At 63.4% G+C, this 23,338-nt stretch carries 21 protein-coding genes and 1 tRNA gene; 16 read left to right on the top strand and 6 right to left on the bottom strand.

The features are described 5' to 3' along the window. Window positions 1–60: 60 nt before the first annotated feature. The gene (locus JST30_03940) at window positions 61–1,245 is read right to left on the bottom strand and encodes a hypothetical protein (protein ID MBS1713468.1); all 1,185 of its coding nucleotides are present in this window, start codon (window positions 1,243–1,245) and stop codon (window positions 61–63) included. A 56-nt stretch (window positions 1,246–1,301) separates the two neighbouring features. Continuing rightward, window positions 1,302–1,571: a hypothetical protein gene (locus JST30_03945; GenBank protein ID MBS1713469.1), complete on the bottom strand. Its 270-nt coding sequence runs from the start codon at window positions 1,569–1,571 to the stop codon at window positions 1,302–1,304. Window positions 1,572–1,757: 186 nt separating this feature from the next. On the opposite strand from JST30_03945, the gene JST30_03950 reads away from it, so the two are divergent. Beyond that, the gene (locus tag JST30_03950) at window positions 1,758–3,854 is read left to right on the top strand and encodes a hypothetical protein (GenBank protein ID MBS1713470.1); all 2,097 of its coding nucleotides are present in this window, start codon (window positions 1,758–1,760) and stop codon (window positions 3,852–3,854) included. A 94-nt stretch (window positions 3,855–3,948) separates the two neighbouring features. Here the strand turns inward: JST30_03950 and JST30_03955 are convergent, their stop codons facing one another. After that, entirely contained in the window at window positions 3,949–4,929 is a 981-nt protein-coding gene (locus tag JST30_03955; GenBank protein ID MBS1713471.1) for a hypothetical protein, read from the bottom strand. A 152-nt stretch (window positions 4,930–5,081) separates the two neighbouring features. Here JST30_03955 and JST30_03960 point away from each other — a divergent pair, with 152 nt between their 5' ends. Further along, window positions 5,082–5,825 carry a type I restriction enzyme HsdR N-terminal domain-containing protein gene (locus JST30_03960; GenBank protein ID MBS1713472.1) on the top strand — a complete coding sequence of 248 codons (744 nt, stop codon included), beginning with the start codon at window positions 5,082–5,084 and terminating at the stop codon, window positions 5,823–5,825. 99 nt (window positions 5,826–5,924) lie between these two features. Here JST30_03960 and JST30_03965 read toward each other — a convergent pair whose 3' ends face one another. Then, window positions 5,925–6,275: a hypothetical protein gene (locus tag JST30_03965; protein ID MBS1713473.1), complete on the bottom strand. Its 351-nt coding sequence runs from the start codon at window positions 6,273–6,275 to the stop codon at window positions 5,925–5,927. A 315-nt stretch (window positions 6,276–6,590) separates the two neighbouring features. Here JST30_03965 and JST30_03970 point away from each other — a divergent pair, with 315 nt between their 5' ends. Beyond that, window positions 6,591–6,968: a hypothetical protein gene (locus tag JST30_03970; protein ID MBS1713474.1), complete on the top strand. Its 378-nt coding sequence runs from the start codon at window positions 6,591–6,593 to the stop codon at window positions 6,966–6,968. Window positions 6,969–8,479: 1,511 nt separating this feature from the next. Further along, window positions 8,480–9,160 (top strand): hypothetical protein, encoded by a 681-nt coding sequence (locus JST30_03975; GenBank protein MBS1713475.1) that lies wholly within the window; start codon window positions 8,480–8,482, stop codon window positions 9,158–9,160. A gap of 99 nt (window positions 9,161–9,259) precedes the next feature. Here JST30_03975 and JST30_03980 read toward each other — a convergent pair whose 3' ends face one another. Further along, complete coding sequence (locus JST30_03980; protein MBS1713476.1) at window positions 9,260–11,221, bottom strand: 2-oxoisovalerate dehydrogenase; 1,962 nt, start codon at window positions 11,219–11,221, stop codon at window positions 9,260–9,262. 109 nt (window positions 11,222–11,330) lie between these two features. Between JST30_03980 and JST30_03985 the strand changes: the two genes are divergently transcribed. The 8 genes from JST30_03985 (at window position 11,331) to JST30_04020 (ending at window position 20,446) form a co-directional block, all read left to right on the top strand. Beyond that, a complete protein-coding gene (locus JST30_03985) occupies window positions 11,331–13,985 on the top strand; it encodes a DUF5110 domain-containing protein (GenBank protein ID MBS1713477.1) in 2,655 nt (884 codons plus the stop codon). A 12-nt stretch (window positions 13,986–13,997) separates the two neighbouring features. Beyond that, a complete protein-coding gene (locus JST30_03990; GenBank protein ID MBS1713478.1) occupies window positions 13,998–15,410 on the top strand; it encodes a CPBP family intramembrane metalloprotease in 1,413 nt (470 codons plus the stop codon). After that, complete coding sequence (locus JST30_03995; protein MBS1713479.1) at window positions 15,407–16,546, top strand: cysteine desulfurase; 1,140 nt, start codon at window positions 15,407–15,409, stop codon at window positions 16,544–16,546. Before JST30_03990 ends, JST30_03995 begins: the two co-directional genes overlap by 4 nt. Further along, window positions 16,543–16,929 (top strand): VOC family protein, encoded by a 387-nt coding sequence (locus JST30_04000; GenBank protein ID MBS1713480.1) that lies wholly within the window; start codon window positions 16,543–16,545, stop codon window positions 16,927–16,929. The genes JST30_03995 and JST30_04000 overlap by 4 nt, the downstream gene beginning before the upstream one ends. Window positions 16,930–16,987: 58 nt before the next feature. Then, window positions 16,988–17,392: a hypothetical protein gene (locus JST30_04005; protein ID MBS1713481.1), complete on the top strand. Its 405-nt coding sequence runs from the start codon at window positions 16,988–16,990 to the stop codon at window positions 17,390–17,392. Between the two features lie 78 nt (window positions 17,393–17,470). After that, complete coding sequence (locus JST30_04010) at window positions 17,471–18,580, top strand: hypothetical protein (protein MBS1713482.1); 1,110 nt, start codon at window positions 17,471–17,473, stop codon at window positions 18,578–18,580. A gap of 2 nt (window positions 18,581–18,582) precedes the next feature. After that, the gene (locus JST30_04015; protein MBS1713483.1) at window positions 18,583–19,575 is read left to right on the top strand and encodes a zinc ABC transporter substrate-binding protein; all 993 of its coding nucleotides are present in this window, start codon (window positions 18,583–18,585) and stop codon (window positions 19,573–19,575) included. Between the two features lie 4 nt (window positions 19,576–19,579). Next, window positions 19,580–20,446, top strand: a complete 867-nt coding sequence (locus tag JST30_04020) for a metal ABC transporter permease (protein ID MBS1713484.1) — start codon at window positions 19,580–19,582, stop codon at window positions 20,444–20,446. Window positions 20,447–20,470: 24 nt separating this feature from the next. On the opposite strand, the gene JST30_04025 is transcribed toward JST30_04020, so the two are convergent. Next, window positions 20,471–21,037 carry a response regulator gene (locus JST30_04025; protein ID MBS1713485.1) on the bottom strand — a complete coding sequence of 189 codons (567 nt, stop codon included), beginning with the start codon at window positions 21,035–21,037 and terminating at the stop codon, window positions 20,471–20,473. A 79-nt stretch (window positions 21,038–21,116) separates the two neighbouring features. Here JST30_04025 and JST30_04030 point away from each other — a divergent pair, with 79 nt between their 5' ends. The 4 genes from JST30_04030 to JST30_04045 all read left to right on the top strand — a co-directional run bounded on the left by JST30_04030 (window position 21,117) and on the right by JST30_04045 (window position 23,336). Then, window positions 21,117–22,130, top strand: a complete 1,014-nt coding sequence (locus JST30_04030) for a 1-phosphofructokinase family hexose kinase (protein MBS1713486.1) — start codon at window positions 21,117–21,119, stop codon at window positions 22,128–22,130. Between the two features lie 42 nt (window positions 22,131–22,172). Continuing rightward, window positions 22,173–22,259 (top strand) — tRNA-Leu (locus JST30_04035). A gap of 67 nt (window positions 22,260–22,326) precedes the next feature. Beyond that, on the top strand, window positions 22,327–22,860 hold the full coding sequence (locus JST30_04040) for a hypothetical protein (GenBank protein ID MBS1713487.1): 534 nt from the start codon (window positions 22,327–22,329) through the stop codon (window positions 22,858–22,860). Further along, complete coding sequence (locus JST30_04045; protein MBS1713488.1) at window positions 22,857–23,336, top strand: protease complex subunit PrcB family protein; 480 nt, start codon at window positions 22,857–22,859, stop codon at window positions 23,334–23,336. The genes JST30_04040 and JST30_04045 overlap by 4 nt, the downstream gene beginning before the upstream one ends. The last annotated feature ends 2 nt before the right edge of the window (window positions 23,337–23,338 follow it).

Here is a 23,338-nt window from a genome sequence, read left to right on the forward strand (position 1 = left end):
CACCGCAGTCTTACTTGAGTTCAGTCCGTTGTCGATAGCCCGTGACCTGCCTGCACGAGTTCAAGGCCCCTTGGACGTGCCCCGGAGAGCGCGGTCTTCGGCCATCATCTGCAGCCTGGTCGCATACGCCTTGGCGCGGTCGTCGGAAGGGGACATCCGCTCGTCCCACTTGCGATAGACCTGATAGTCGGCGAAACCCTTCCTGACCGCCTTGACCTCCCAGTCGAACTCGAACGACCCGCGGCCGTGGCCCAGTTCGCCGACGTCGAATCCGCTCGCGCTCTTGTTCTTCACGCCCAAGCCTTGCGAGTCGAAGGTACATGGGGTCAAGGTCACCGTGATCCCCCGTGCCTCCGCCAAAGCGGAAAAGTGGTGGGGCAACGAGACGTGGGCGCGACCATCGACCAACCTCCCCGTGCCGCGCAGGTACATCGCCGCCTCCGGCCCTTCGATACACGCGTAGACGATGTCGCGCTGCGGGTCGTCGGGATCCGGTTCGACGAAGTTCTTCACGGTCGCGCTCAAGGTCGTCTTGCGCTGGGAATCGATGACCCACGACCCGCCGATAAAGCTGTCCCGCTCCAAGACCATACGGTCCTCCCGCATGCCCGTGAAGTGGCCCAAATTCGGCCGTCCCATCCTGAGGAGGAAATAGAAGAGATCAGAGGAAGGCGACCCGTTCGAATCGTAGAACTGGATCTTGTTCCCGCCCTTCATCTGAACGTTTCCGAAGAACCACGCGGCGTCTCCGCCCGGAACCGTGTTCTCCGCGATGACGCCCGGAGTCCCGAACACGGTGCTCCGCCCCTGCACCCCGACTCCCGACGAGGAATTGGACTGGCCGAACACTCCCGTGTTGCCTAAACCGCGGACTCCGAAGCCACCGGCGGCCCGAGACTCGCCGTAGACGCCGCTGCCGCCGCCGCTCATGGCCGTGGCCGTTCCGCGGACCCCGAGCCCGTCCGGCCCCGCCGAACTGAAACTGCCTCCCAAATTGCCCGGAGAAGCCGTCGTGCTGTTACCGACCACCGGGATCGTGCCGTTCGAGGCCTGTTGGACGAAGACCTGCCCCGCACGGAAGGTGCCCTTGATGTTCGCGTGTCCCGCCTGCGCCGCTCCAGGTGTGACGTCTTGCAAGAACACGTTGCCGACGACCGCTGGGGCCCCGCCGGCAAGAGCGATGCCCGCTAACGCCAAAGCGGCGGTCGAGACGAAGACAATGGGGACGCCAGGTTTTCTGCTCATGTGCGCTTCCTGCTTTCAGGATGACGCCCGTCGTGGCGGTTTGCGACCGACCTTCGTCAGATATCGCGCTCCAAAGTCCTGAGCTTCCCTGGGCGCAGGGTGAACCACACGACCAGGAACGCACCGACGAGCACGCCCGCCCCAAGGCCTTGCGTCACGCCCAGGCCGATCCCGGTCGGGACAGGATCGACCGGGCCGTCGAAGACGGCGACGTAGTAACCCGGAACGGCAAGGCCGAGCAACAGGCCGACGAGGCCGCCGCCGGTTCCGAAAGCGACGGTCGCCACCGCGATCAGCGCCAACCCCTCCCACGGTCCTCTGATCATGCTCCCCGTCCTTCGCTTGTCATGACCTGCTCAACTTTGACAGGACGTCGACCGTTCCCCCGGCCACCTGACCGGACTCGGTGCGCAGACGGTCCCGCCCCATGTATCAGACCGGTCCTTTCCCGCTACTCTTGTGGTGTCCCGTCTGCTGAGACGGGCTTCTCCGCAAGGAGAAAGGGGAATCTTTTGAACGGAAAAGTCTTGTCGTCTCTGACCCTTTCGGCCCTCTTGACCGCGAACGTCTTCGCCGCAGGACAACCGAAGACCTCGTGGCGTTACTACCGCCCGGGCAACACAGGCATCCAGGGCGACACCAACGAAGCGCTCTGGATCGGCCCCGACGGCGACCCTTGGATCGGCGGGTACGACCCGTTGGCCGAGGAAGGCGGCGTCGCCAAGTTCGTCCAAGCCCAAGACCGCTGGTTCAACGTCTCGAACATCGACTACCAGGCCCTCGGCAGCGCCAACGACACTGGTCACTGCCGGGCGACCGACATCGAAGGCGACGGCCTCGGGAACATCTGGATCGGCACCTATCGCGGACTTCTCAGAATGAACCTGGCCCAAGGCCCACGCAGCCTCGTCCGCTACGGCAACGACAACTCCCCCCTTCCCGGCGGCGTCACGCAGGACGTCTCCCTCGCCCCCGACGGCACGGTGTGGGTCTCGGCGTCCAGCTCGGTCTGGGGCGGAGGGGGCCTGACGAGGTTCGACCCTGTCGCCAAGACCTGGAGGAACTTCCCCGGGCACGGCGGCGACAAGATCGCCGTCCAACCGAAACCGGGCGGCGGCTACTTCGTCTGGTGCTCGCCGGTCGGATACGAGGTCGGCAACGTCGACCGGTGGGACAGCACGTCCCAAACCTGGACGGTCTTCGCCCCGGTCGCGGGCAACCCGTCCCATATCCCCGCCAAGGACTCCGTCGATGCGGTCGGCAACCTGTGGATCAAGCGGTGGGTGAACAACCAGCTCGAAGAGCGGCTCCAGATCCTCAAGCCCGACGGCACCTGGACGACCCCGCCCCTGCCCCCGCCCAACGGCCCTGTGTCGGAAGCCGCCGTCAAGCCGTTCGGCACCCTGCAGTGCCTTATCGTCGACGGCTTCATGCACTTGCAAAGTTTCAATGGCAGCACTTGGACAGATCTCGGCCCGGTTCCCCACAGCGCGTTCATCGACGCCATCGACCGTGACGCCCAGGGCAACGTCTGGCTCTGCGGCACGGGCATGGGCGGCGCCCTGAAGCGCACGGCCTCCAACGGCGTCTGGCAACGGTATCGGATCACCAACACGAGCCAGTTCGACCTGTTCAACAAAGACCTGTCACTCGACCCCTTCAGCCAGAACGTCTACGTCTGCGCCAACGCGTCCTCCGGGGTCGGCGGAATGGCCCGGTTCGACGGGATCAGGTGGAAGACCTACGTCAACGACCTGGGTTACGGTCTCAGCGGCCCCTGGCCGTTCGGTTCGCCCCAGAGCGAAGCCCTCCTGGTACGCCCCTCGAACGGGAAGGTCGTCGTCAACCCCCTCAACGACTATTCGCACGAGTTCGACGGCACGGCTTGGACGGCGTTCTCCGGTGGGCCCGACCAGGTCCAGAACTACACCGAAGACTCGACCGGACGGGTCTGGGTCGCCAACCACTATGGCGGCATCGGCTACTTCGTTAATGGTGCTTACACCTTCGTCGAGGCCGGCGCTTGGTTCAACAAAGTCGTCAAGGACACTGTGCAACCTGGCGCCGTCTGGGGCGTGCTCGGCCCCGAACTCGTCCGGACGGACGGAGTCCACCGATTCTCCGCCCCGATCGATTCCGTCCCCGGCCTGACAGGACTTGGTGCGGAGTTCAACAGCCTGGTCGTCGACGCGGACGGCAAAGCCTGGGCCGGCACGTACAGCAGTGCGACGACCTCCGGCAACGCCCTTGTCAAAGTCGATCCGGCCACGGGCCAGAAGCAGGCCGTCTTCCGTTATGGCGTGAACTGGCCCTTCCCCGGCCAATACGTGCAGCCCCTCGCGCGGACCTCGGACGGGCGGCTCTGGATGGCCTACGGGCGCGAGTTCCCGTTCGACGACATGGGCCTGCTCTGGTGGGACGGCGCGAAGATCGGCACCTTCCCCGCGCCCCCGAACGGCGAATGGCGGTTCGGCGGCCTCCCGCACTACATCATCACCGACCTCGAAGTGCGGCCGGTCGCTGGCGGCTACGAGCTTTGGATGGCGTGCTTCAGCCGCGGCATCGCGGTGCTCAAAGTACAATATCCGACTCCCGGGAGCCCGAAGTAAGGCGGAAGCCGAGCCGGGGCGGCGCAAGCCGTGCCCGGCTCGGCGATCGCTTTGCGTCGCTTCACGATGGCGAGGGGAGGAGGTCTACGATCCCCTAGACCCCGACTACGCCTAACTCCGCCACGGGCGTGTCCTGTCCCGTGGTGACGTTGACGAACCGCACTCCGCAGGCGTACCAGCCCGGCTGTGCGGGGACGGTGGCCTCGAGCCCGCCCTGCGTGAACGCGACGAACTTCTGATGGCGGTACTTGTCGCGATAGGAGCGACAGTTCCGCCCCGGCAGGCGTTGGAGGAGGAGCTCGGTCACGACGCCCGAGGAGTTGGGGCGGTCGGCGGAGAAAAGGATTCCCAGCCCTGGAGAAGCTTGGCGTGGCTCGGCAGTGGCACTGCACGGCTTAGCGATGGCATTGCCTGGCTCTGCCGAGGCTTTGCGTGGCTTAGCGACGGCTTTGATTTGGCATGGAGTCTTGGATTCGTCAGCAGCCACTGCAGGGCCCGGCATCGCTGCTGTAGAGCCATGCATCGGTTCCCCAGAGCCATGCAAAGCCATTGCAGTGCTATGCAAAGCGCTATCTGCAGCCTGTACCGCCACCACCACGCTGTCCCCGAAGAACGGGTTGCCCGGCGGGAGGGGAGGGGCGGCGGAAGGGTCGAGCTGGAGGAGCTTGGCGTAGAGGCCGGTAAAGACGTTCATGGCCTTCGGCACTCGGGGCAGGCCGCTCTCGGGGTCGGTGACGGCGAGGCCGGCCGCATAGCGGCGCCAGGCTTCGGCGAGGACCGGGTCGAGCCCGCTCCAGACGGCGACGGCCTTCGTCATGCGGATGCGGTTCTGCTGTTGGACCCCGGTCTGCGGGTTGTTGCGGCGCGGACGGTTGCGCACGACGACCCCGCCCGAGGTACGGACGTAGACCACGTTCCCGTTCTTGCCGCTGAGGCTGCTCCCCAACCCGCCGAGGACGAACTTCGCCATTGCTGTTTTGATTCTCGGCTTCTGGACGCCCACCCTCCACCTCTCGATCTTCGGCTCTCCTCCTGCCTTCCTCCTGTCGCGACAGGAGGAGAACAGGAGGATCACAGGAGGATCACAGGAGGATGCAAGGTGTTGGCAGGCCCTTTAACCGATGTCAATGAAGAGCTGTCACGACCAGGAATGCACCGACGAGCACAGGACCAAAGGCAATTCTGGCGAACCGCTGAGTCAAAGGGCCGAACGTCTATACTCTCGCGATGGCCAAGTATGTGGACACAGCCAAGCAACGCATTAGCGACGGGCTGAAGAAGTACACGAAGATCATTGAGCAGGCCAAAAACCGGGGCGTCAATGAAGCGGATACACGGGACATCGTCAAGGCCGTCCTGGGCGACGTCCTAGGTTATGATCCATTCTTCGAAGTGACGGGCGAGTACAGCGTCAAAGGGCAGTACGCCGACTTTGGAGTAAAGCTCGGCGATGAGATCCGCTTCTTTGTCGAAGTCAAGTCTGTCGGAACAAAGCTTGAGGAAAAGCAGATGTTCCAGATCATTGGCTACGCCGCCAACCAAGGCCACGACTGGGGGCTACTGACCAATGGAGACGAGTGGCAAGTCTACCGGCTCTTCACGGGAGCAGACCGAGGCACAGAACGGGTCTTCAGCGTTCGGTTAACGGACGCCGAAACGCCGTTGAAGGACAAAGTCGAAACCTTGTTCCTGGTATCGAAGGAAGGCTTTCGCGCCAATGCGCTCCAAGACCATTGGTCGCGCGCGCAAGTGCTCAATCCGTTAAAGGTCGCTGAAAAGCTCTGTGAAGAAAAGGTGCTCTTGGCCATTCGCACTGAGCTACAACGCGGAATCGGCTTCACTCTTTCGGTCGACGCAGTGTGCGCCGTACTGTTGAATCAAGTCATCCGAGGTGATATTGCGGACAAGATCAAGTCAGGCGCGAACGCGACAACGAAAAAGCCTCCTGCGAAACAGGAGCCAGTCAAGTGAAGCCGGATGTTTGGTTTGTGCGCTGCCCCGAGACTGCGAAAGCCTCCTCAATCCGAACGCGACAGTGACGAGCCTGGAGGCATCGTCCTTCTGAAAGGATCAACTCGGGACACGGAACAGCTTGTAGACATCGGATTCCTTGAAGACGAGATACTGTCCGGACGCACTGGCTGCAAACATCTTTCCCTTTCGGATGTCGGTGAGGGTTCCACCTTTGGCGAGGCAAGTCCTGTCGGCGGGATGGGCCGAAACGGGATTCGGGCCTGTGAGGAGAAGGCCAAGTGGCGTGAATGCGGCCCGCACGAAAGCACCGCGATAAGACACCAACGCCCTTCCGCTTTGGGTGTACTCCGTCGCGCCTCCCGAACTGTGGGCGACGAAGTGCCCGGTATACGGGCTCCATCCGATGACGTTCAGGTCGCCGCCACTGAACGTGCCCAGAGGGCTCATGACCGCACCCTGGCCTTCCTTCACCGAAAATCGGACGAGGCTCCACCGCTCGGAGGCGTCCGAAGGCTTGCGAGCAAGAAAGAAGTCGGCGGAACCGTTTGAACGTCGCTTGGCGCCGAAGCAGACGACCCTTTCACCTTGGCGAGTCCAAAAGCCCGAGTCGACGTTCGGCGGAAACGTCCGTCGCGCGAGATGAACGATCGAACAGGCGTAGAACGGTCTACGTGGCGTAGCTGAAGTCAGGAACGGGCCTCCTGCTGCTAAGAGCGTGTCCTTATCTGGTACCGATTGAATCCTCAGGTGTGGTGTTCGACTGTGCTTCAGCGCGTTCTCCCAGGAATAGGAGAGGCCTTTCTTAGGGCCGTATGCCGACTGGCTGACCGTCATGGAGAACGGTCGGAGCCGGCCCTGTTCGACCCGCATCCCGCTGAAAAGGCTGTCTTCGCCCACAATCCTTTGGTTCTTGACATCATAAACGGCGAAGCGGGCGAAACCGGAGTAGATTCGATCCGCCTGATCTCCTACAAGGGGTCGGAGATTGTAGTTCTCAAAGATCGGCGCAGGCTCCTTGGCCTGCATATCAGCAACATGAACGAATTCAATGGGCTGTATGGAGTAGGAGATGGACGCGTAGAACATTACCGAGAGCATATTGACCTTCTACTGAGGATTGAAGACATCTTCGAAAGCTAATCCCGACAGTCCAATACTGAATGGGGTTGCAGATCCACCAGCGTTTGCTACGGAAACCCTCAAAATAGTCGGAACCTCGCTAGGTTCAAACGAGAGCAAATTGGCTGTACCATCTTCATCCGAGCAGTATTCGATCCAACTGTGCTCGGCCCCGGGATCATTCGGATCGTTGAACGTAATCGCAGGCACTCCACGAGGTTGCCATGCATTAGGCAATTCAATTCTTCCCGACCCAAAGTACGCCTCACCCGTGTTGCGGGCAATTGCGGCTACGTCCAATGGATATGATTGACCCCCCGAATTGATGATTTCGAAGTCATAGTAGAGGTTTGCTCCGTAGCATCCAACGTTTCCACCAGGAGACACCCACGTTGCGCCAGAGCTTTCCCCAAACGCATTTGATCCGTGTTCGGGCCCGGTTTTTTCGCAGACAGAAAGATACCTTGGGTTTGAGTGTAAGATTGGCTTAACATCGTATGTGCCCCCTGCAAACGATGCGCTGGAGTACTGCCAACATCCTCTGACATGATTATCCGTTGACGCCGCCGGATCCTCCTGCCAGGATCCGCCCAGGGACGCAGAATTAGAGACGGACGACCGTACTTGTAGGTTAGCGGCCGTAGCTACCACGACCGAAAACTCGGTAACGCAGGCAATCAGCTCGTTGTTCTGAACGGGAATGTTCCAGAGCATGTTCTCGGAAGTAGACAAGGTTTGAGATCCGATCACAAATGGATCCAATGTTCCGTACAGCTGGGCTTTGGAAAGGCATAATCCAGTTGCAACGTAACTACCCGCCGCAACACCGAGTTGGCGTTTCTGATTGTAGATTGTGCCAAATCCCGTTGATACGCTTAACGCGAGTTGAAAGTAGAGTGTAGATCCCGACGAGTTCAGATGCCAGGTGAACACTCGGACGTTCCGAACGGTGAACGTGGAAAGTGAACATTTGTGCAAGGTATGGGTTTGGACATTTCCCACTGTTCGGAGATTCGATAGCTCGGGCACCGTTTCGGGACTGTTGGAGACGACCAAGGCAGGCCCCCAAACAGAAGTCGGGCCCTCAGGAGACTCCGCAGGAATTGGATTTGCGGGATCGACATGACTAACATAATTGCTCTGCCCACATGACATTGACTTATTCTACATTGGTTCCCCGGGGTGAGCGGGCCCATTTGGGGCGGCACGTCCAATTCAGAATGACCTCCCGATGCGTGGCATCGCTCAAACGGGATGGCCCGTACCCGTTCGCACTCCCGTCCGTGACAAGAGCCGACAAAGAGCCAGGGAAAGGTCGCCTGAATGGGCGAACGTCGCCCGGGCAGGTCGCAGCGGCCAATGCTGACCTGCCCACACAACTACCAGGATTCTCTGATCACACCTCAAATCACACTCCAAAGTACGGAAGGAACTCCTCGTGAGTCCGGGCTCATGGCCGAAGGATCGTAGGCGAGAGCCGATCGAGACCGTCGGAACGAAGCGGGCGGGCTTGCGAGGATGCGTATAAGAACATGCCGATCTTCCACCCGGAAGGGTACTGCCAGGGCCTCAGCGGCCGCAACGGGAACCTGACCTACGAAACGACCGACAACGGGACGATCTTCTTCAACTTCAAGATGCCCGCCGACCCGAACACTCCCGCACAGCAGACCGTGCGGAACGACTTCCGCAAGGCGAGCCAGACCTTCGAATCTTTGCCGAAGGCGAAGGTCGACGCCTGGAACTACGAGGCGGCCAAGCGTAAAAAGCGCAACGCCAACGGCCAGATGCGCAAGCAGAGCGGGCTGGCGTACTTCGTCCAGCTCTCCACGAAGTTCCTGCTCGTCTCGCCGAGCGGCACGATCCCGCAAGACCCTCCGACCTCGGAGTTCCTTGGCGACGTCCCGGTCATCACGGTCACGGCAGGGTCAGGCAAGCTGACTTACAACGCCAATGTCCCGAATTCCGTCGGAGTCGTGACCGAGCTTGTTTACGAGCGCTTGGCGAACGGCAACCGCAAGCCGGGCAAAAAGTACAAGACGGGCGCTTACTTCGCTTTCGTGCTCGGCACATTGAGCAAGGACGTCACGGTGCCGCCGGGCTACTACGCGGCGGGCTACCGCTTCGTGAAGGTCGCGACCGGACAGGCGACGCCCGTCCAGCCGCTACCGGTCGGTCAGGTCACGATGGCCATCGCGAAGAAGGCGGCGTAAGAACGGGGTTGGGGATCGAGGTCGATCGCATTCCTTTGCTTTGCCTCGCTCTGCGATAGTTTAGCTTAGCTTTGGATCCCGATCCCCCAAACCCTCTCCTTACTCCATCGTCGTGCGGACGGCCTTCACCACGGCGTCCACCGACACGAGGGCGGCGAACTCGTACGCCGGGTGGAAGCCGATGTGCACGTCCGGGCGGCTGCAGAGCTGCGGCGCGGAGAGGAAGTGGGCGAACCACTCGGGCTTGCCCGTGATCTCCGCGATCAGCGCCTGGCCGAAGCCGCACGTGCGGGTGTCCTCTTGCACGACCACGAGGCGGCCCGTCTTTTCGACCGACCGGGCCACGGCCTCGTAGTCGCAGGGGACGATCGTGCGCAGGTCGATGACCTCCACACTGACCTCGCCCGCGAGCTTGTCCGCCACCTCTTCAGCGAGGTGGACCGTATTGCCCCACCCCACGACGGTGACGTCCGACCCTTCCCGGACCGTACGCGCTTTACCGAACGGCACGGGCTCGACCGCGGTCACGTCCATGCGCACGCGGAAGATGTGTTTCGGGATCAGGACGAAGCAAGGGTCGTCCGAATGGATCGCCGACCAGAAGAGGCCGGCCGCGTCCTGCGGGGTGGAGGGGATCGCGATCTTTAGGCCCGGCACGTGGGCGAGCCAGCCCTCGTTCGCCTGGCTGTGCCAGAGCGACCCGCCGCCGAAGTAGGCGCCGTAGGGGGCGTAGACGACCATCGGGGTCTTCCAGTCGCCGAAGCTGCGCCACCGGGTGGTGGAGAGGTTGGTGACGATCTGGTTCCACGCCGGGCAGATGAAGTCGATGAACTGGAGCTCGAAGACGGGGCGCATGCCCATCGACGCGAGCCCGACGCCGACGCCGATGACGGTGGCCTCGGCGAGCGGAGAGTTGTGGACCTGCTTGGGGAACTTGTCGGTGAGGCCCTTGGTCATACCGAAGACGCCGCCTTTGGGGTCTTCGATGTCCTCGCCGAAGAAGACGACGTTCGGGTCGTTCTCGAGCGCCTTCTCGAACGTTTTGTTAATGGCCTCGACCATTGTGAGTTGGCCGGTTTCGATGGGAGGTTTGGTCGCAGGGACGTCGTCGCCCCAGCAGTCTTTGAAGAGGTCTTCGCTGCGCGGGTCTTCGGCCTGCTCGGCCCGGTCGTAGTCGTCACGGATCTCGACCATGACCTCCTCCTGCATCTCTTCCCACCGCTCGCGGGTGAGCTGGCCGGATGCGATCAACTCTTCGGCCAAAAGCTTGATCGGATCGCGCTCCATCATCGCGTCGATTTCGGCTTGCGGGCGATAGACGCGGTGGTCGTCGGAGCTCGTGTGGGAGGACAGCCTGTCGAGGTCGGCCCACAGCAAGGTCGGGCCTTCGCCGCTGCGCGCTTTTTCAATGATCTGCGCGCCCGTGTCGTAAACGTTGTCGAAGTGCCGCGCGTCGACTTTGACGAGGTGCTCCTCTCCGACGACGCCGTGAAGGTTGAGCGGCATGAACTTCTCGGTGGGGGTGGAGATGCCGTACTTGTTGTCCTCGATGACGAGGATGAGCGGCAGTTTCTCCTGCACCGCGAACGCCCACGCTTCGTAGAACTCGCCTTGGCGGGCGGCGGCGTCCCCGATGGTGGCGACCACGACCCCGTCCGTGCCCTGCAGCTTCATGCCCCAGGCCGTGCCCGCGGCCGGAATGAGGCCGCCGCCCGTCGGGGTGCACACGCTCATGACGTTGAGCTTCCGGCTGCTGTAGTGGCCCGGCATCTGGCGTCCGCCGCTGCTCGACTCGCGCTTGGCGAAGTAAGCGAGGGCGAGAGAGTAGTTCGTCATCCCGCGCGCGAGCATGATCGAGCGGTCGCGGTAGTACGGATAGAGCCAGTCGTCTTCGCGAAGATGGAGGGCGAGTGCGCCGAGGGTCTCGTGCCCGGTACCGCCGACATGGAACCAGCCTTTGCTCTGGCGAAGGAGGATGGCTTCGCGCCTGTCCCCTTCGCGGCTCATCATCATGAGGCGAAGGTAATCGAGCTTGGTCATGGGGGTAGTGGTCACCGACATCTCGTTCCGCGCTCCTTTGCGCTGGCCGGATTATATCAAAGGGGTCTAAGGCGGCGTCCCGACCGGCTCGGCGAAGGTCTCGGGACCCCGCCACGATAGAATCTTGACGATGAAAGCCGGACTCCCCGCGCTGATCGGTGCCTTGTGCGTTTCCGCCCGGGGAGAAGGGCCGGCGCAGTACGTGTCGGGAAACGTGCGCGTGCAGGTGCTGTCCGACCGCCTCGTGCGGATCGAGGAACGAGGGCCGAAGGGGTTCGAAGACCGCCCGACTTTTCTCGTGCAGAACCGGGACTGGCCCGGGCCGAAGTCGTACCGGATCTTCAAAGCGACCAACCATGCTCGGTTGGAAATCGGCGGGCACAACATCACTGTCGCGAGCGCCGCTCAGAAAGCCGGCGACGTGACGATCAAGACCCGAAAGGGCGACCTCGCGTTTCGGGACGGCTATGCCGTGGTCGGGCCGGTCTCGTTCGCACCGATGACGGTCTCCTGGTTGAGCGAGGCCGTCGCCGATTCACCGCGCATCGTGCCGCCGACATGGGGCGCGACCCCCGTCCCGCCGAACGTCCGACTCGGCGACGCCTCGCAGAGCGGGTGGGACACGTCTGGCAGCACGACGAAAGACATCTACGTCTTCCTGGCCGACCGTCCTTCTCGCGAGGCGCTGGTCAAGGACTATCTGCGGTTGACGGGTCCTATCGAACTGCCCCCGCTCAGTGCCTTCGGGCTCATCGACAGCCGTTACCATCCCTATAGACAGCAAGAAGCTCTCGACGTGATCGACCGTTTCCGCACGTCAGGAATGCCGCTGAGCCTGTTCGTTCTGGACACGGACTGGCGAAAAGGAGGCTCGACCGGATATGAGGTCGAGACGCGCTTGTTCCCCGACATCGCGCGGTTCTTCCAGGACGCCCATGACCGGGGAGTCCGGGTCATGCTGAACGACCATCCAGCTCCGATCGGGCCGACGGCCCTGAGCGGCGAGGAGCTTCAGGCCCGCTGGAACGGACTGACCTCGCTCTTGGAGAAGGGGGCGGACGCCTGGTGGTACGACCGCAACTGGATCGTGAGGCTCCAGTCGCCCGTATCGGGACTCGCGCCCGAAGTCTGGGGCCAGCGACTGTTCCACGACGTGACCCAGCGCTTCCGTCCCACGAAAAGGCCGCTCGTCATGTCCAACGTCGACGGGATCGACAACGGCCGCATGCAAGCGTTGCCCCATCCCGGTTTCCACCGTTATCCGATCTTTTGGACGGGCGACACGCGGGCGGAGTGGAAGGCGCTTCAAGACGCGATCGCGAACGCGGTGAATTCCGGATCGACAAGCCTCCTCCCGTTCGTCAGCGACGACTTGGGCGGGCACCGGGGGCGACCGTCGACGGAGCTCTACGTCCGCTTCGTGCAGTTCGGGGCGCTTTCACCGATCATGCGGCTCCATTGCAGTTCCGGCGAAACCCGCCATCCGTGGGACTTTGGGAACGACGCGGAGGACATCGTCCGACGGTACGTCCGGCTCCGTTACGCCCTGATGCCGACGATCTATTCCGCTGCCCGCCGCGCGCACGACGACGGAACGCCCGTGTTGCGCTTGTGCGACCTCTCCGGAGTGTCCGACGAGGACTCCGGATTCAGCCACCAATATCTCTTTGGCGACGATATCCTTGTCGCGCCGGTGGACAAGCCCAAGGACGGCGACCCCCGGCCAGTGCCGCGAGAGGTCTTGACCGGACGCGACGGCAAGCCCGGACTGGAAGCGGCTTTCGTGTCCGGCGTCGACACCGACGCCGCACCCCAAGCGACCCGCCGCGACCCGGCCGTCGACTTCGAATGGGGACTGAAACCGCCTGCGCCCGGAGTGCAGGCGGACGGCTTTTCTGCCCGATGGGTCGGGCGGATCGGCCCCTTGCGAGAAGGGGGCGAGTACGTGATCGGGACGGTGGCCGACGACGGCTCGCGGCTCTATGTCGACGGGCGGCTCGTCGTGGCGACGGCCTCGGGACAAGACGGCAGCGCGCTGACCAAGACGCTCGCGCTGGAGAAGGGCAAGACGTACGACATCGAGATGACGGTGGTCCACCGTAAAGGTCCGGCCAAGGCCGCGTTCGTCTGGATCCCTCCCTCGCTCCGACGGAGCGTGGCGCGCAAGCGCGTCTGGATCCCGCCGGGAACGTGGACCGACTTGTGGACCGGTGTGCGGCAGACCGGGCCTCGGTCCCTGACGCAAGACGTGCCCTTGGCAGAGACGCCGATGTTCGTCCGGGACGGGGCGATCGTGTTCCTGACGGACACGGACCGCGGTTTCGAGAACGCGTTCTACCGAAAGATCACGGCCGACGTCACCGTCCCTGCCCAAGACGGAACGACGACCCGGACGCTTTACGAAGACGACGGGGACTCGGTCGGCTATAAGGACCGGGCGTACGCCAAGACCGTCGTGACCCTGACGCGAAAGGGCCGCACTCTTATCGTGACCGTCGCTCCGGCGAAGGGCGGGCTCGCCCGTTCGCTCCGCCCGAAGGACTGGCTCGTGAGGTTGCGTTTGCCGAGCGGCACGACCGTGCTGAAAGGGCTGGCGAACAGACGCCCTGTGACATGGAGCGTACGCTCGTCGTATCGGCGGGCCGGTCAAGTCGACGGCGTAACGCCCTTCCTCGCCACACCTGACATCCCCGGGACGACGGCTACGGTTTCCCTTCCTGCACGTGACCCGGCAAAAGCCGTGAGAATCGAAGCGACCCTCTCGGCGTCTTCACGGACTGGATAATGGAAACCGCACATGTCTGACGAGACGGGCCACGAGCCGATCACATTGCAGGGTGCCGGACCGCTCCTGGCGCCACCGGTCGTGCCAGAGAAACCTCGCGCCACGTGGGTCTGGGGGTTCCTCTTAGCGCTTTTCACGCTGTTGATCGGCATGCGTTTCCTCGTTTCGCCCGAACCTGCCGCCCACGGATTCGACGATGCCTCCGCCGACAGCACCTTCCGGATCGCCCTCGTCTCCCGCCAAGCCGGCTCGCTGCTCTCGACCCGAGCGTCGTCCGACGCGCTCAAGGCGCCTTCGTCCCGCGAATTGAAGGAAGTCAAGGACAAGGTCTCGCCCTTCGCCAAGACCGATACGTTGGCCGCCACTTATGATCTCGCGATCGGCCGCGAACTCGGCCTTGAACCGGATCCGGCCGCGCTCGAGCTTTTGGAGAAGGGAAAGCCCGAAGAGGCCGCGATCGCACGACTCTACCGCGACGTCCCTCTCGGAGAGGACGCCCTGGCCACCCTCGAAAAGAACCCACCCGAGGGTTTCGTCGGCAAGGTCGTCCTGTCCCATGCCAAGTCCGAAGCCACGGGCCGGACGGTACGGGCGGTCGACGACGTCGATGTCATGAAGGCAGGGCTCGGCGGCCTTCTCATGATCGGAGTGGCCTTCCTCGGACTGCTCGTCCTTGCCCTGTCGCCGGTGCTCATCAAAGCTTTCAAGAAAGCTGGGATGATCGGCCCGATCGAACGGCCGGACAAGAGCACGGGCGACCGTATGGCGGGTCGGACCGTCGTCTTCATCGTTTGCTTCTTGGCGGTCATGTCATTCGTTCCGATCGCTCTTCAAGGACGGCTTGTCACGGGAGTCTCGAGCGTCATCGCATATCTCGCCCTGATCGGCCTTGTCGGGTTCTTGAGTTCCCAGCCGTTCCTCGGCAAGGGCGACACGGTCCGCGAGGTCTTCGGGCGGTCGGACCGGAAGCCGGCCCTGGCATTGATGGGGGCCATGGCGTTCGCGGCGAACATTCCGATCGTGTTCCTGACGGCACTGATCGGGACCCGCCTGTTCCCGAACATGCCCGCACCCCACCATCCGGTTTCCGAGATGGTCGGGAAAGATTTGAACCCGGTCACGGTCGCTTGCCTCTTCGTCATGGTCGGCGTCATGGCCCCCATCGTCGAGGAGACGGCGTTCCGGGGATACCTCTTTAAGGGACTCCTCGCGTACTTGAAACCCGTGCCTTCGATCGCGTTGTGCGGGTTCTTGTTCGCGGCCATCCATCCCCAGGGCGTGTTGCTCTGGGTCCCGCTCGCTTTGGTCGGCGCGATGGCGGCGGTTTTGACAGGTTGGACGCGGTCGCTCCTGCCCGCGATGGTGATGCACGGGCTGCACAATTCGTTCCTCCTCATCGTCGGCTTTACGGTCCTCGGGTCATGAGGATCTACCTCGACCACGCGGCCACGACGCCGCTCGCTCCGGAAGCCCGAGCGGCGATGGAGCCGTGGCTGTCTCCCACAGCCAACCCGTCTTCGCTCCACGCCGAGGGACGGGCCGCGCGTCAAGCCATCGATCAAGCGCGAGAGGCGGTGGCCACAGCGTTCGGATGCCTGTTCGGCGAAGTCGTCTTCACGTCGTGCGGGACAGAAGCCGCCAACCTGGCCGTGATCGGCACGGCGCTCGCCTCGGAAGATCCGGGCAGAAAGCGCATCCTTATCGGTGCCGCAGAACACCATTGCGTGCTGCACGCGAGGCCCCTTCTCGCGCGGCTCGGCTTTCGGACGGAGTTGGTCCCGGTCGACCGCATCGGTCGCGTCCGGCCCGAGGCGCTCGCCCGACTTTTGGGCGACGACGTCCTGCTCGTCAGCGTGATGCACGCTAACAACGAGTTGGGCACCCTCAACGACGTTCCGTCCCTCAGCGCTCTCGCCCGGGCCCACGGGGCGCTCTTCCATTGCGACGCGGTGCAGACCTTCCCCACTCCGGCCACCGTGGACGATCTGGGCGTCGATATGGTGTCCGTCAGCGGTCACAAGGTCTATGGCCCGAAAGGGGCGGGCGCACTGTACGTGAAAGCAGGGACGGCGCTCAGCCCGGTCATGGTCGGCGGCGGACAGGAGAGGGACCTCCGTGCGGGCACGGAGGATGTGGCCGCGATCGTCGGTTTCGCCGCCGCGGTCGACGTGTGCCGTCGATCCTCGGATTCGGACGCCGTCAAGAGAAGGGCGAGGGACGCTTTCGCGCTCGACCTTATCGGGGCGGGGGCCGTCCCAACGGTCCGAACGTTCCAGGACGACGCCTTGCCCGGCCACTTCCACTGCCGCTTTCCCAGCGTGGGCGCCGAAACGCTTCTCATCAAACTCGACCGGGCCGGGATTTCCGCAAGCAGCGGCGCGGCGTGCAGCAGCGGAAGTCTCGAGGCGAGCCATGTTCTGCTCGCATGCGGTTACGACGAGCGGGAGGCCCGCGAAGGCCTGCGGTTCACATTCGGTCGCGGCTCGACGATCGATGAAGCGGGCTATGCCGCCCGGACGGTGGCGGCAGCCGCCCAAAGCGTCATGGAGATCCGACTGTGAGAGTCGTCGAAACCTGCCTTTATGCCGAGGATCTGGAGGCCGCCTACGCCTTCTATGTCGGCCTGCTCGGCTTGAGGCCGGCTTTCGAGGAACGGGAACGAGGGCTGTTCCTCAAGTGCGACGACGGCATGCTGATCGTTTTCAAGGCCAGCGTCACGGTCGTACCGGACGCGATCGTCCCGCCTCACGGCACCACGGGCCGGGGTCACATGGCCTTCGAGGCGACGGACGACGAGATCGATGAGTGGAAAGTCCGGTTGGCCGATGCGGGCGTCCCCGTCACGAAAGAGGTGCAGTGGGAGAACGGGGCCCGGTCGGTCTACTTCGACGATCCCGCTGGAAACGTCCTCGAGTTCGTCACTCCGCGCTTATGGGGGTTCTAAGGAAACCACGAACGGACACTCTTCGCTTCAAGCACTTGGTATAGTCGGTTGGAGACCCGTGGTCCGTTTCCTTCAGCGGTTGGTCTTGGCCGTTTTGGCCGTCGGCTTCGGCTCGTTCAGCGTCGAGGCCGCCCACCATGTCGGACAGCACGAACATTGTCTCCAATGCGCGGCCCCTGTCGAACCGCGCAAGAAGGATCCCGCCGGTGCGCTGAAGCGTTACGAATCGGCGCGCGGCCAAAGCGAGCCTCCTCGCTGGGACAAGGGGACCGACGCTGTTCCTCAAACGGCGGACTTCGGCCTACCGGTTCCGGACGCGTCGGCCGTCTTCACGATCGCCGACGACGGTCTTGCTCCGTTCATCGACCTCGAAAGAACGCTTGAGATCCCCGATCCTCCGAGCGTCCGCCCGAGCGACGTCGTACGGCTTCTCGGCCCGCCGCGCGGCCCACCGGCGTCATAGGCTTCTCGTCGTCGCGCCCGAGCGCGTCGCGCCCAGGCGCAGGTACCGCCGACCCTTCGGCGACACGACAAGCCAAAGATGACCATCTTTATCGGAAAGACCATCGCCGCCGCACTTGCGACGGCGCCGCTCGCCTCTGCCCCGTTATCGCAGGTCGAGCCCCTCGACACTCCGACCACGTCCGTGGCCCAAGACGCACCGCCCGCGGAAGGGACCGCAGCGGGTCAACAGAACAAGAACGCGTTCAATCCCCAAATCTCCCTTGTCACCGACTTCCGGTGGAACGCCGTCGACAACGACAAGTCCTCGCGCAAGCGGGCGTTCCTCAAGGAAGCCGAACTCGGCTTCGCGGCCGACGTCGACCCCTTCCTCAAAGCGGAGGCCTATGTCGCTTTCGCGGACGAGGACGGCGAGACCGTATCGGACGTCGAGGAGGCCTTCGGGCGTTACAACAACCTGGCACCCGGCCTCTCGGCGAAGTTCGGGAAGATCGCAGCCGCGATCGGTCGCGTTCAGCGCAACCACGCCGACCAGCTCAACTGGCTCGACTACCCCCTCATGGTCGAGGACTTTCTGGGGGAAGAGGGCCTTCGCGCCGGGGGAGGGTCGCTCAGTTACCTGCTTCCAGGCGAGAAGTTCCATGAGTTCACCCTTGAAGCCATGGACTCCCACGACAAGGGCATCTTTGCCGGCGGCAACGCGGGGGCTCCGGTCGTGGTCGGCGCCTATCGCACGTTCTTCGACTTCAGTGCGGACTCGTCGGCCCAGTTCGGGGTCAGCTACGCGAACGGCCCGTCACCGACAGTGGGGTCACGGTCCGACCTTGTCGCCGCCGAGTTCACGTACAAGTGGCAGCCGGGGACGCCCGGTCGCTCGATGGTCTTCGAGGCCGAAGGCTATTGGGGCAAGCAGGGCGGTCTGTCCGATCGTAAGTTCGGCGGCTTCGCGGCCGTCACGTACGAGGTCCGGCCGCGGCTCTTCGCCTACGCCAAATACGACTACAGCGAAATCCCTGGAACGTCCGACCTGCACAAAGGTTGGAGCCTGGGTGCGACGCTGAAAGTCACCGAGTTCCACCATTGGCGTGCCGAGTTCCAACACCTTGACAGCAACTTCGAACCGGCCCGCAACCGCCTGAACCTCCAGTTCCAATGGATCATCGGCGCCCATCCCGCCCACAAGTATTGATCATGAAACGCACACTCTTGACCGCATTCGCCGCCTCATGCGCGGCCTCGTCGTTCGCCGTCGTGAAGATCGTCACGACGACACCGGACCTTGCGTCCATCGCTTCCGCCGTCGGCGGGGCCAACGTCTCCGTGTCCTCGATCCTGGTCGGAGCACGGGACCCTCACCGGATCGAAGCGAAACCCAGCTATATGAGCCGCGTCGGTGGCGCCGACCTCTTCCTTGCGATCGGGCTCGAGCTCGAAGTCGGGTACGAGCAGGCCATCCTGGACGGAAGTCGGAACCGAAAAGTCCAGGTCGGTTCGAGCGGACACGTCTACGCCTCGTCGTGGGTTCCGGTCCTCGAAAAACCGACGGGCGCCGTCTCGCGGGCCATGGGCGACATCCATCCTTACGGGAACCCCCACATCTGGCTCGACCCGTGGAACGGCAGGACGATCGCCTTTCGCCTCGCTGGAAAGTTGGGCGAACTCGACCCGGCCCACGCCGGACAGTACAAGACCAATGCCCAGGCGTTTGCTGAGCGGATCGATATCGCCATGTTCGGTGGCCAAGCCATGTCCAAATACGGAGCAGGCAAACTTTGGGACTGGCAGAAATCGGGCACCCTCCGGTCGAACGCGGGCTCCGTACTCGGCGGGTGGGCCGGAAAGATGGCCCCTCTCTATGGAAAGCAGATCGTCACGTACCACCGTTCGTTCAGCTACTTCGCCAACCGTTTCGGACTGAAGGTCGTCGACGAACTCGAACCGAAACCGGGCCTCGACCCGACGCCGGGCCATCTCGCCGAAGTCATCAAGGCCGTCTCGGCGAACGGGGTCAAGGTCATCTTGCAAGAGTCGTTCTATTCGGCGAAGCACGCGCAGCTCGTCGCGGCTCGGACGGGTGCGAAGGTCGTGACGGTGCCGCAGAACGTAGGTCATGATTCCGCTGCCCGCGACTACGTCTCGCTCTTCGATGTGATCGTCGACAGACTGACGGCGGCGGTGAGATAGGGCCATGGCGGACTTCTGGGCCCTGATGCAGTGGCCGGTCTTGGCCGCGCTCGTGATGTCGCCCGTGCACTGCCTGTTCGGGCTGCACATCGTCCGGCGCGGCGTCATCTTTATCGACCTTGCCGTGGCCCAGACGGCCGCACTCGGAATGGCCTTTGCGGTGGCGGGCGGACACGACGTCCACTCGCCCACCGCCTATTGGTCGTCCCTGTCGTTCGCTTTGGGGGCGGCCTTGCTCATTTCGCTCTCACGGCACAAGCTTGGACGCGTGCCCCACGAGGCGGTCATCGGGATCATCTTCGTTCTGGCCTCCGCGATGGGGATCGTCGTGCTCGAACAATCGCCGCACGGACTCGAAGAACTCAAGGACATCTTGAGCGGGAGCATCCTTCTGGTCCAACAGCAGGACGTCTCTGCGACGGCGGTGGCCTATGGCACGATCTTGGTCGCGATGCTCGCCCTATGGCGCTGGACCACGGCTGTGACCCTCCGTTCTGAAAACGCCCCTAAAGGCCTCTGGAGGACGCTCTGCGACTTTGCGTTCTACGGGCTGTTGGCGTTCGTCGTCGCGTCGTCGGTCAAGATCGCCGGGGTGCTCGTCGTCTTTACGTGGCTCGTCATGCCGCCCGTGATCGCCTTCTTTTGGCTGTCCAAGATGACGACGGCGGCGATGGTCGCCGTCCCTCTGGCCCTCTTGGGGTCGGTCGCTGGACTCTGGATGTCGTTCCGCTACGACTGGCCTACGGGCCCCGCCGTCGTGGTCGCCTTCGGAGCGGCCGTGGTCCTTGTCTATCTGGTGCGAGTCGTCGTCCCAGAACGGGCCGGTCAAAAGGAAGCGCCGCCATCCGTGGCGGAACTCGAATCAGCGTAGCGTCGGCGTCGAAAGGCGCCGACGTCAGACTCCTTGAGCGATGATGATCGCCTCAGCGACCTCCCTCATCGACATACGCTGGTTCATGGACTGCTGCTGGATCCGTCGGTACGCTTCGGCCTCGCTGACGCCTTCCCGCTCCATGAGGACGCCCTTCGCCTTTTCCACCAGCTTGCGAGACTCGAGGCGCTCGGTCAGATTCGACACCTCGCTCATCAATTGGCGGTTCTGCTCGAACCGGCTCCGCGCGACTTCGATCGCCGGTGAGAGGTCGCTCGGCTTGAACGGTTTCGTCAGGTAACCGAAGACGCCCGCGTCTTTGGCCCGATCGATCAGGTCCTTGTCGGAGTAGGCGGTCAAGAGCACGCACGGGGCGATGGCTTGCCCGGCCAGTTCCTCCGCGGCCTCGATGCCGTCCATGTGAGGCATCTTGACGTCCATCACGCAAACGTCGGGACGGTGCGTCCCCGCGAGTTCGACCGCACTCCGACCGTCCTCGGCTTCCGCCACGACTTCGTAGCCTAAGGTCTCCAGCATTTGCCGGAGGTCCAGGCGGATGATGGGATCGTCGTCTGCGATGAGTACACGCATCTTGGTCTCCGGGGGAGCGGCCAGGATACCTTTCAGGGTCCCGGAGAGCCCGGCGGGCAAGGGTCAAAGTCAACACGCGATGATCCTGAGCGTGACATTGAACCCGTGCGTGGACAAGACGTTGTTCACGGCCGGAGTCCGGCTTCACGACTCGAACAAAGTCGCCCGGACCGAGACCGACGCGGGGGGCAAAGGCGTCAACCTCTCGCGCATGGCCGCCCAACTCGGGGCGCGCACCGTCGCGACCGGTTTCATCGGGTGCGGGACCGGTCGCATGGTCGTCCACTCGCTGGAGCAGGCGGGGGCCGGTCACGACTTCGTCGAGGTCGCCGAAGAAACGAGGACGAACGTCTCCGTCGAATCCGGAGACGGGCCGCCGACGGTCTTCAGCGCCCCGGGCCCCCGTGTGGACGGACTCGAGTGGGAGCAACTGCTAACGATCGTCTCGCACCACTGCGACCGTCACGCTTGGATCGCTATGGGCGGGTCCCTTCCGCCTGGAGCCCCTCTTGACGCGTACCGGATCCTGGGTGACTTGGCGCACCAATGCGGCGCGAGGGTCTTGCTCGACGCGGACGGAGACGCGATGAAGGAGGGCCTTCATTGTGGCCCCGGCCTCATCAAACCGAACCTGGACGAAGCCGAGAGGCTTCTCGGCCGAACGCTCGGCTCTCTCCAAGAGGCCCGGGACGGTGCGGTCGAGCTTGCCGCGTTGATGAAGCAGAGAAACGCCGACGCCTCGGTCGCCCTGTCGCTCGGTGAGCACGGTGCCGTGCTCGTGACCCCCCGAGGCCTGTGGCTCGGGGTCCCGCCCCAGATCCAAGCCAAGAGTTCGATCGGGAGCGGTGACTCTTTCCTCGGCGCGTATTTAACGGCCCTCGGTAAAGGGCTCCATGAAAGGGATGCGCTACGGTCCGCAGTGGCGGCAGGGGCAGCGACAGCTCTGAGCGACGGCACCAGGATCGGAACCGTCGACGAAGTCGACGCCATGGAAGCGAGAACCGTGGTGCTCGACGAAAGCGACCTCGATGAGATCGATTGGCCGGCGGTCGACGCCTGGCCGTATCTCGGCTACCCCTCGGAAACGGGATAGGGCCTCGCGCCACGCTTCGGCCCCGGTATCATCGAACTCCTTGCCGGGGTGGCGGAATGGTAGACGCGGCGGTCTCAAAAACCGCTGGCCCACAAGGTCGTGCGGGTTCGAGTCCCGCCCCCGGCACCAATCCCGTCTGTTCGCCGTCAGGACCGGTCCAGGAAAACCCGACCAGGGAATATTCGTCCGACTTGCAGTGAAACCGGTATTCGCCTTACTCGCGCTGTGGTGTGCGGCCCTTTCGTCCGCGCAGAGCCTTCATTTTTCAGCGGACGGGTGCATTCCGTTCGAAACGATCGCCGGGACGACCGACGGTCGGCTCCTCGATGCGCGCGTCGACGTCCTACGGTGCAAACGCGACTGGGACGAGTACTTCAGCGCTCAGTTCGGCGCCGGCGGGCCGGTCTTCACGTCGCTCGTCCAACCGGACATTTGTCGGGAGCAAGTGATCGCCGTCAACCTGGGCAACGCCGGTACCGCGGGAGTACGGCCCGTCGTCCGGTCCGTCCGTTCCCTTGGAGGCGGTCTTTGGGAGGTCGTCGTCGACGCCACACGCCCCGAAGGCCTCTCGCAGGACGTCGCCGGCATCTTCAGCCCGTACGTCGCGTTCCGAACGCCCTATGGACCTGACGACTACGACGTCGTGATCCTGGACGGCAAGAAGCGGGACACCTTGAGGCTACGTTCGGAACCTGCACGGCGTCGATGGGATTGGAGGGATGGACGATGACGACTTTGATCGCCGCAGCTTTGCTCGGCCCGCAACAGCACGGTAACGTCCGTATGTTCGGACACTTCATGAAGACCACCGTCGTGACTCAAGCCGCACCAGGCGCTTCGATGGACAAAGACCTCGTGGTCGCGCGGTCGGAGGCCGAATGGAAGCGGTTGCGGGAGAAGCTCGGTCTCACGTCCGAGCAGGACCAGGAGTGGCGCAAGCTCCACGGTCCCTTGGGTGCCTTGGACTGGAAGGTGGACCAAGTGGTCTTTGCGCAAGCGGGTTCACGCCCGACAGGCGGTTACCAGGTCAAAGACCTGAAGGTTACGAAGAGCGCTTCCTCTGAATCGTGGACAGTCGAGCTTTACGTCTCGCCCCCGCCCAAGGACAGCCTGAACATGACGATGGTCACCTACCCGTACACGGTCTTTCGAATGCGGAAACTGACAGGTGCCCCGCGCTTGATCGTGCATCAGAACAAGGGCTAGGA

Source organism: Armatimonadota bacterium, from assembly GCA_018268395.1.
In the GTDB taxonomy this organism is placed as follows: Bacteria; Armatimonadota; Fimbriimonadia; order Fimbriimonadales; family Fimbriimonadaceae; genus JAEURO01.

Bases quoted from the DNA above. Each gene is read 5' to 3' on its own strand.
- JST30_03965 (MBS1713473.1), bottom strand. From the start codon at position 6,275: ATGAGCCCTCTGGGCACGTTCAGTGGCGGCGACCTGAACGTCATCGGA.
- JST30_03985 (MBS1713477.1), top strand. From the start codon at position 11,331: ATGAAAGCCGGACTCCCCGCGCTGATCGGTGCCTTGTGCGTTTCCGCC.
- JST30_03980 (MBS1713476.1), bottom strand. From the start codon at position 11,221: ATGTCGGTGACCACTACCCCCATGACCAAGCTCGATTACCTTCGCCTC.
- JST30_03990 (MBS1713478.1), top strand. From the start codon at position 13,998: ATGTCTGACGAGACGGGCCACGAGCCGATCACATTGCAGGGTGCCGGA.
- JST30_04015 (MBS1713483.1), top strand. From the start codon at position 18,583: ATGAAACGCACACTCTTGACCGCATTCGCCGCCTCATGCGCGGCCTCG.
- JST30_04030 (MBS1713486.1), top strand. From the start codon at position 21,117: ATGATCCTGAGCGTGACATTGAACCCGTGCGTGGACAAGACGTTGTTC.
- JST30_04020 (MBS1713484.1), top strand. From the start codon at position 19,580: ATGGCGGACTTCTGGGCCCTGATGCAGTGGCCGGTCTTGGCCGCGCTC.
- JST30_03960 (MBS1713472.1), top strand. From the start codon at position 5,082: ATGGCCAAGTATGTGGACACAGCCAAGCAACGCATTAGCGACGGGCTG.
- JST30_04025 (MBS1713485.1), bottom strand. From the start codon at position 21,037: ATGCGTGTACTCATCGCAGACGACGATCCCATCATCCGCCTGGACCTC.
- JST30_03940 (MBS1713468.1), bottom strand. From the start codon at position 1,245: ATGAGCAGAAAACCTGGCGTCCCCATTGTCTTCGTCTCGACCGCCGCT.
- JST30_03945 (MBS1713469.1), bottom strand. From the start codon at position 1,571: ATGATCAGAGGACCGTGGGAGGGGTTGGCGCTGATCGCGGTGGCGACC.
- JST30_04010 (MBS1713482.1), top strand. From the start codon at position 17,471: ATGACCATCTTTATCGGAAAGACCATCGCCGCCGCACTTGCGACGGCG.
- JST30_04045 (MBS1713488.1), top strand. From the start codon at position 22,857: ATGACGACTTTGATCGCCGCAGCTTTGCTCGGCCCGCAACAGCACGGT.
- JST30_03995 (MBS1713479.1), top strand. From the start codon at position 15,407: ATGAGGATCTACCTCGACCACGCGGCCACGACGCCGCTCGCTCCGGAA.
- JST30_03975 (MBS1713475.1), top strand. From the start codon at position 8,480: ATGCCGATCTTCCACCCGGAAGGGTACTGCCAGGGCCTCAGCGGCCGC.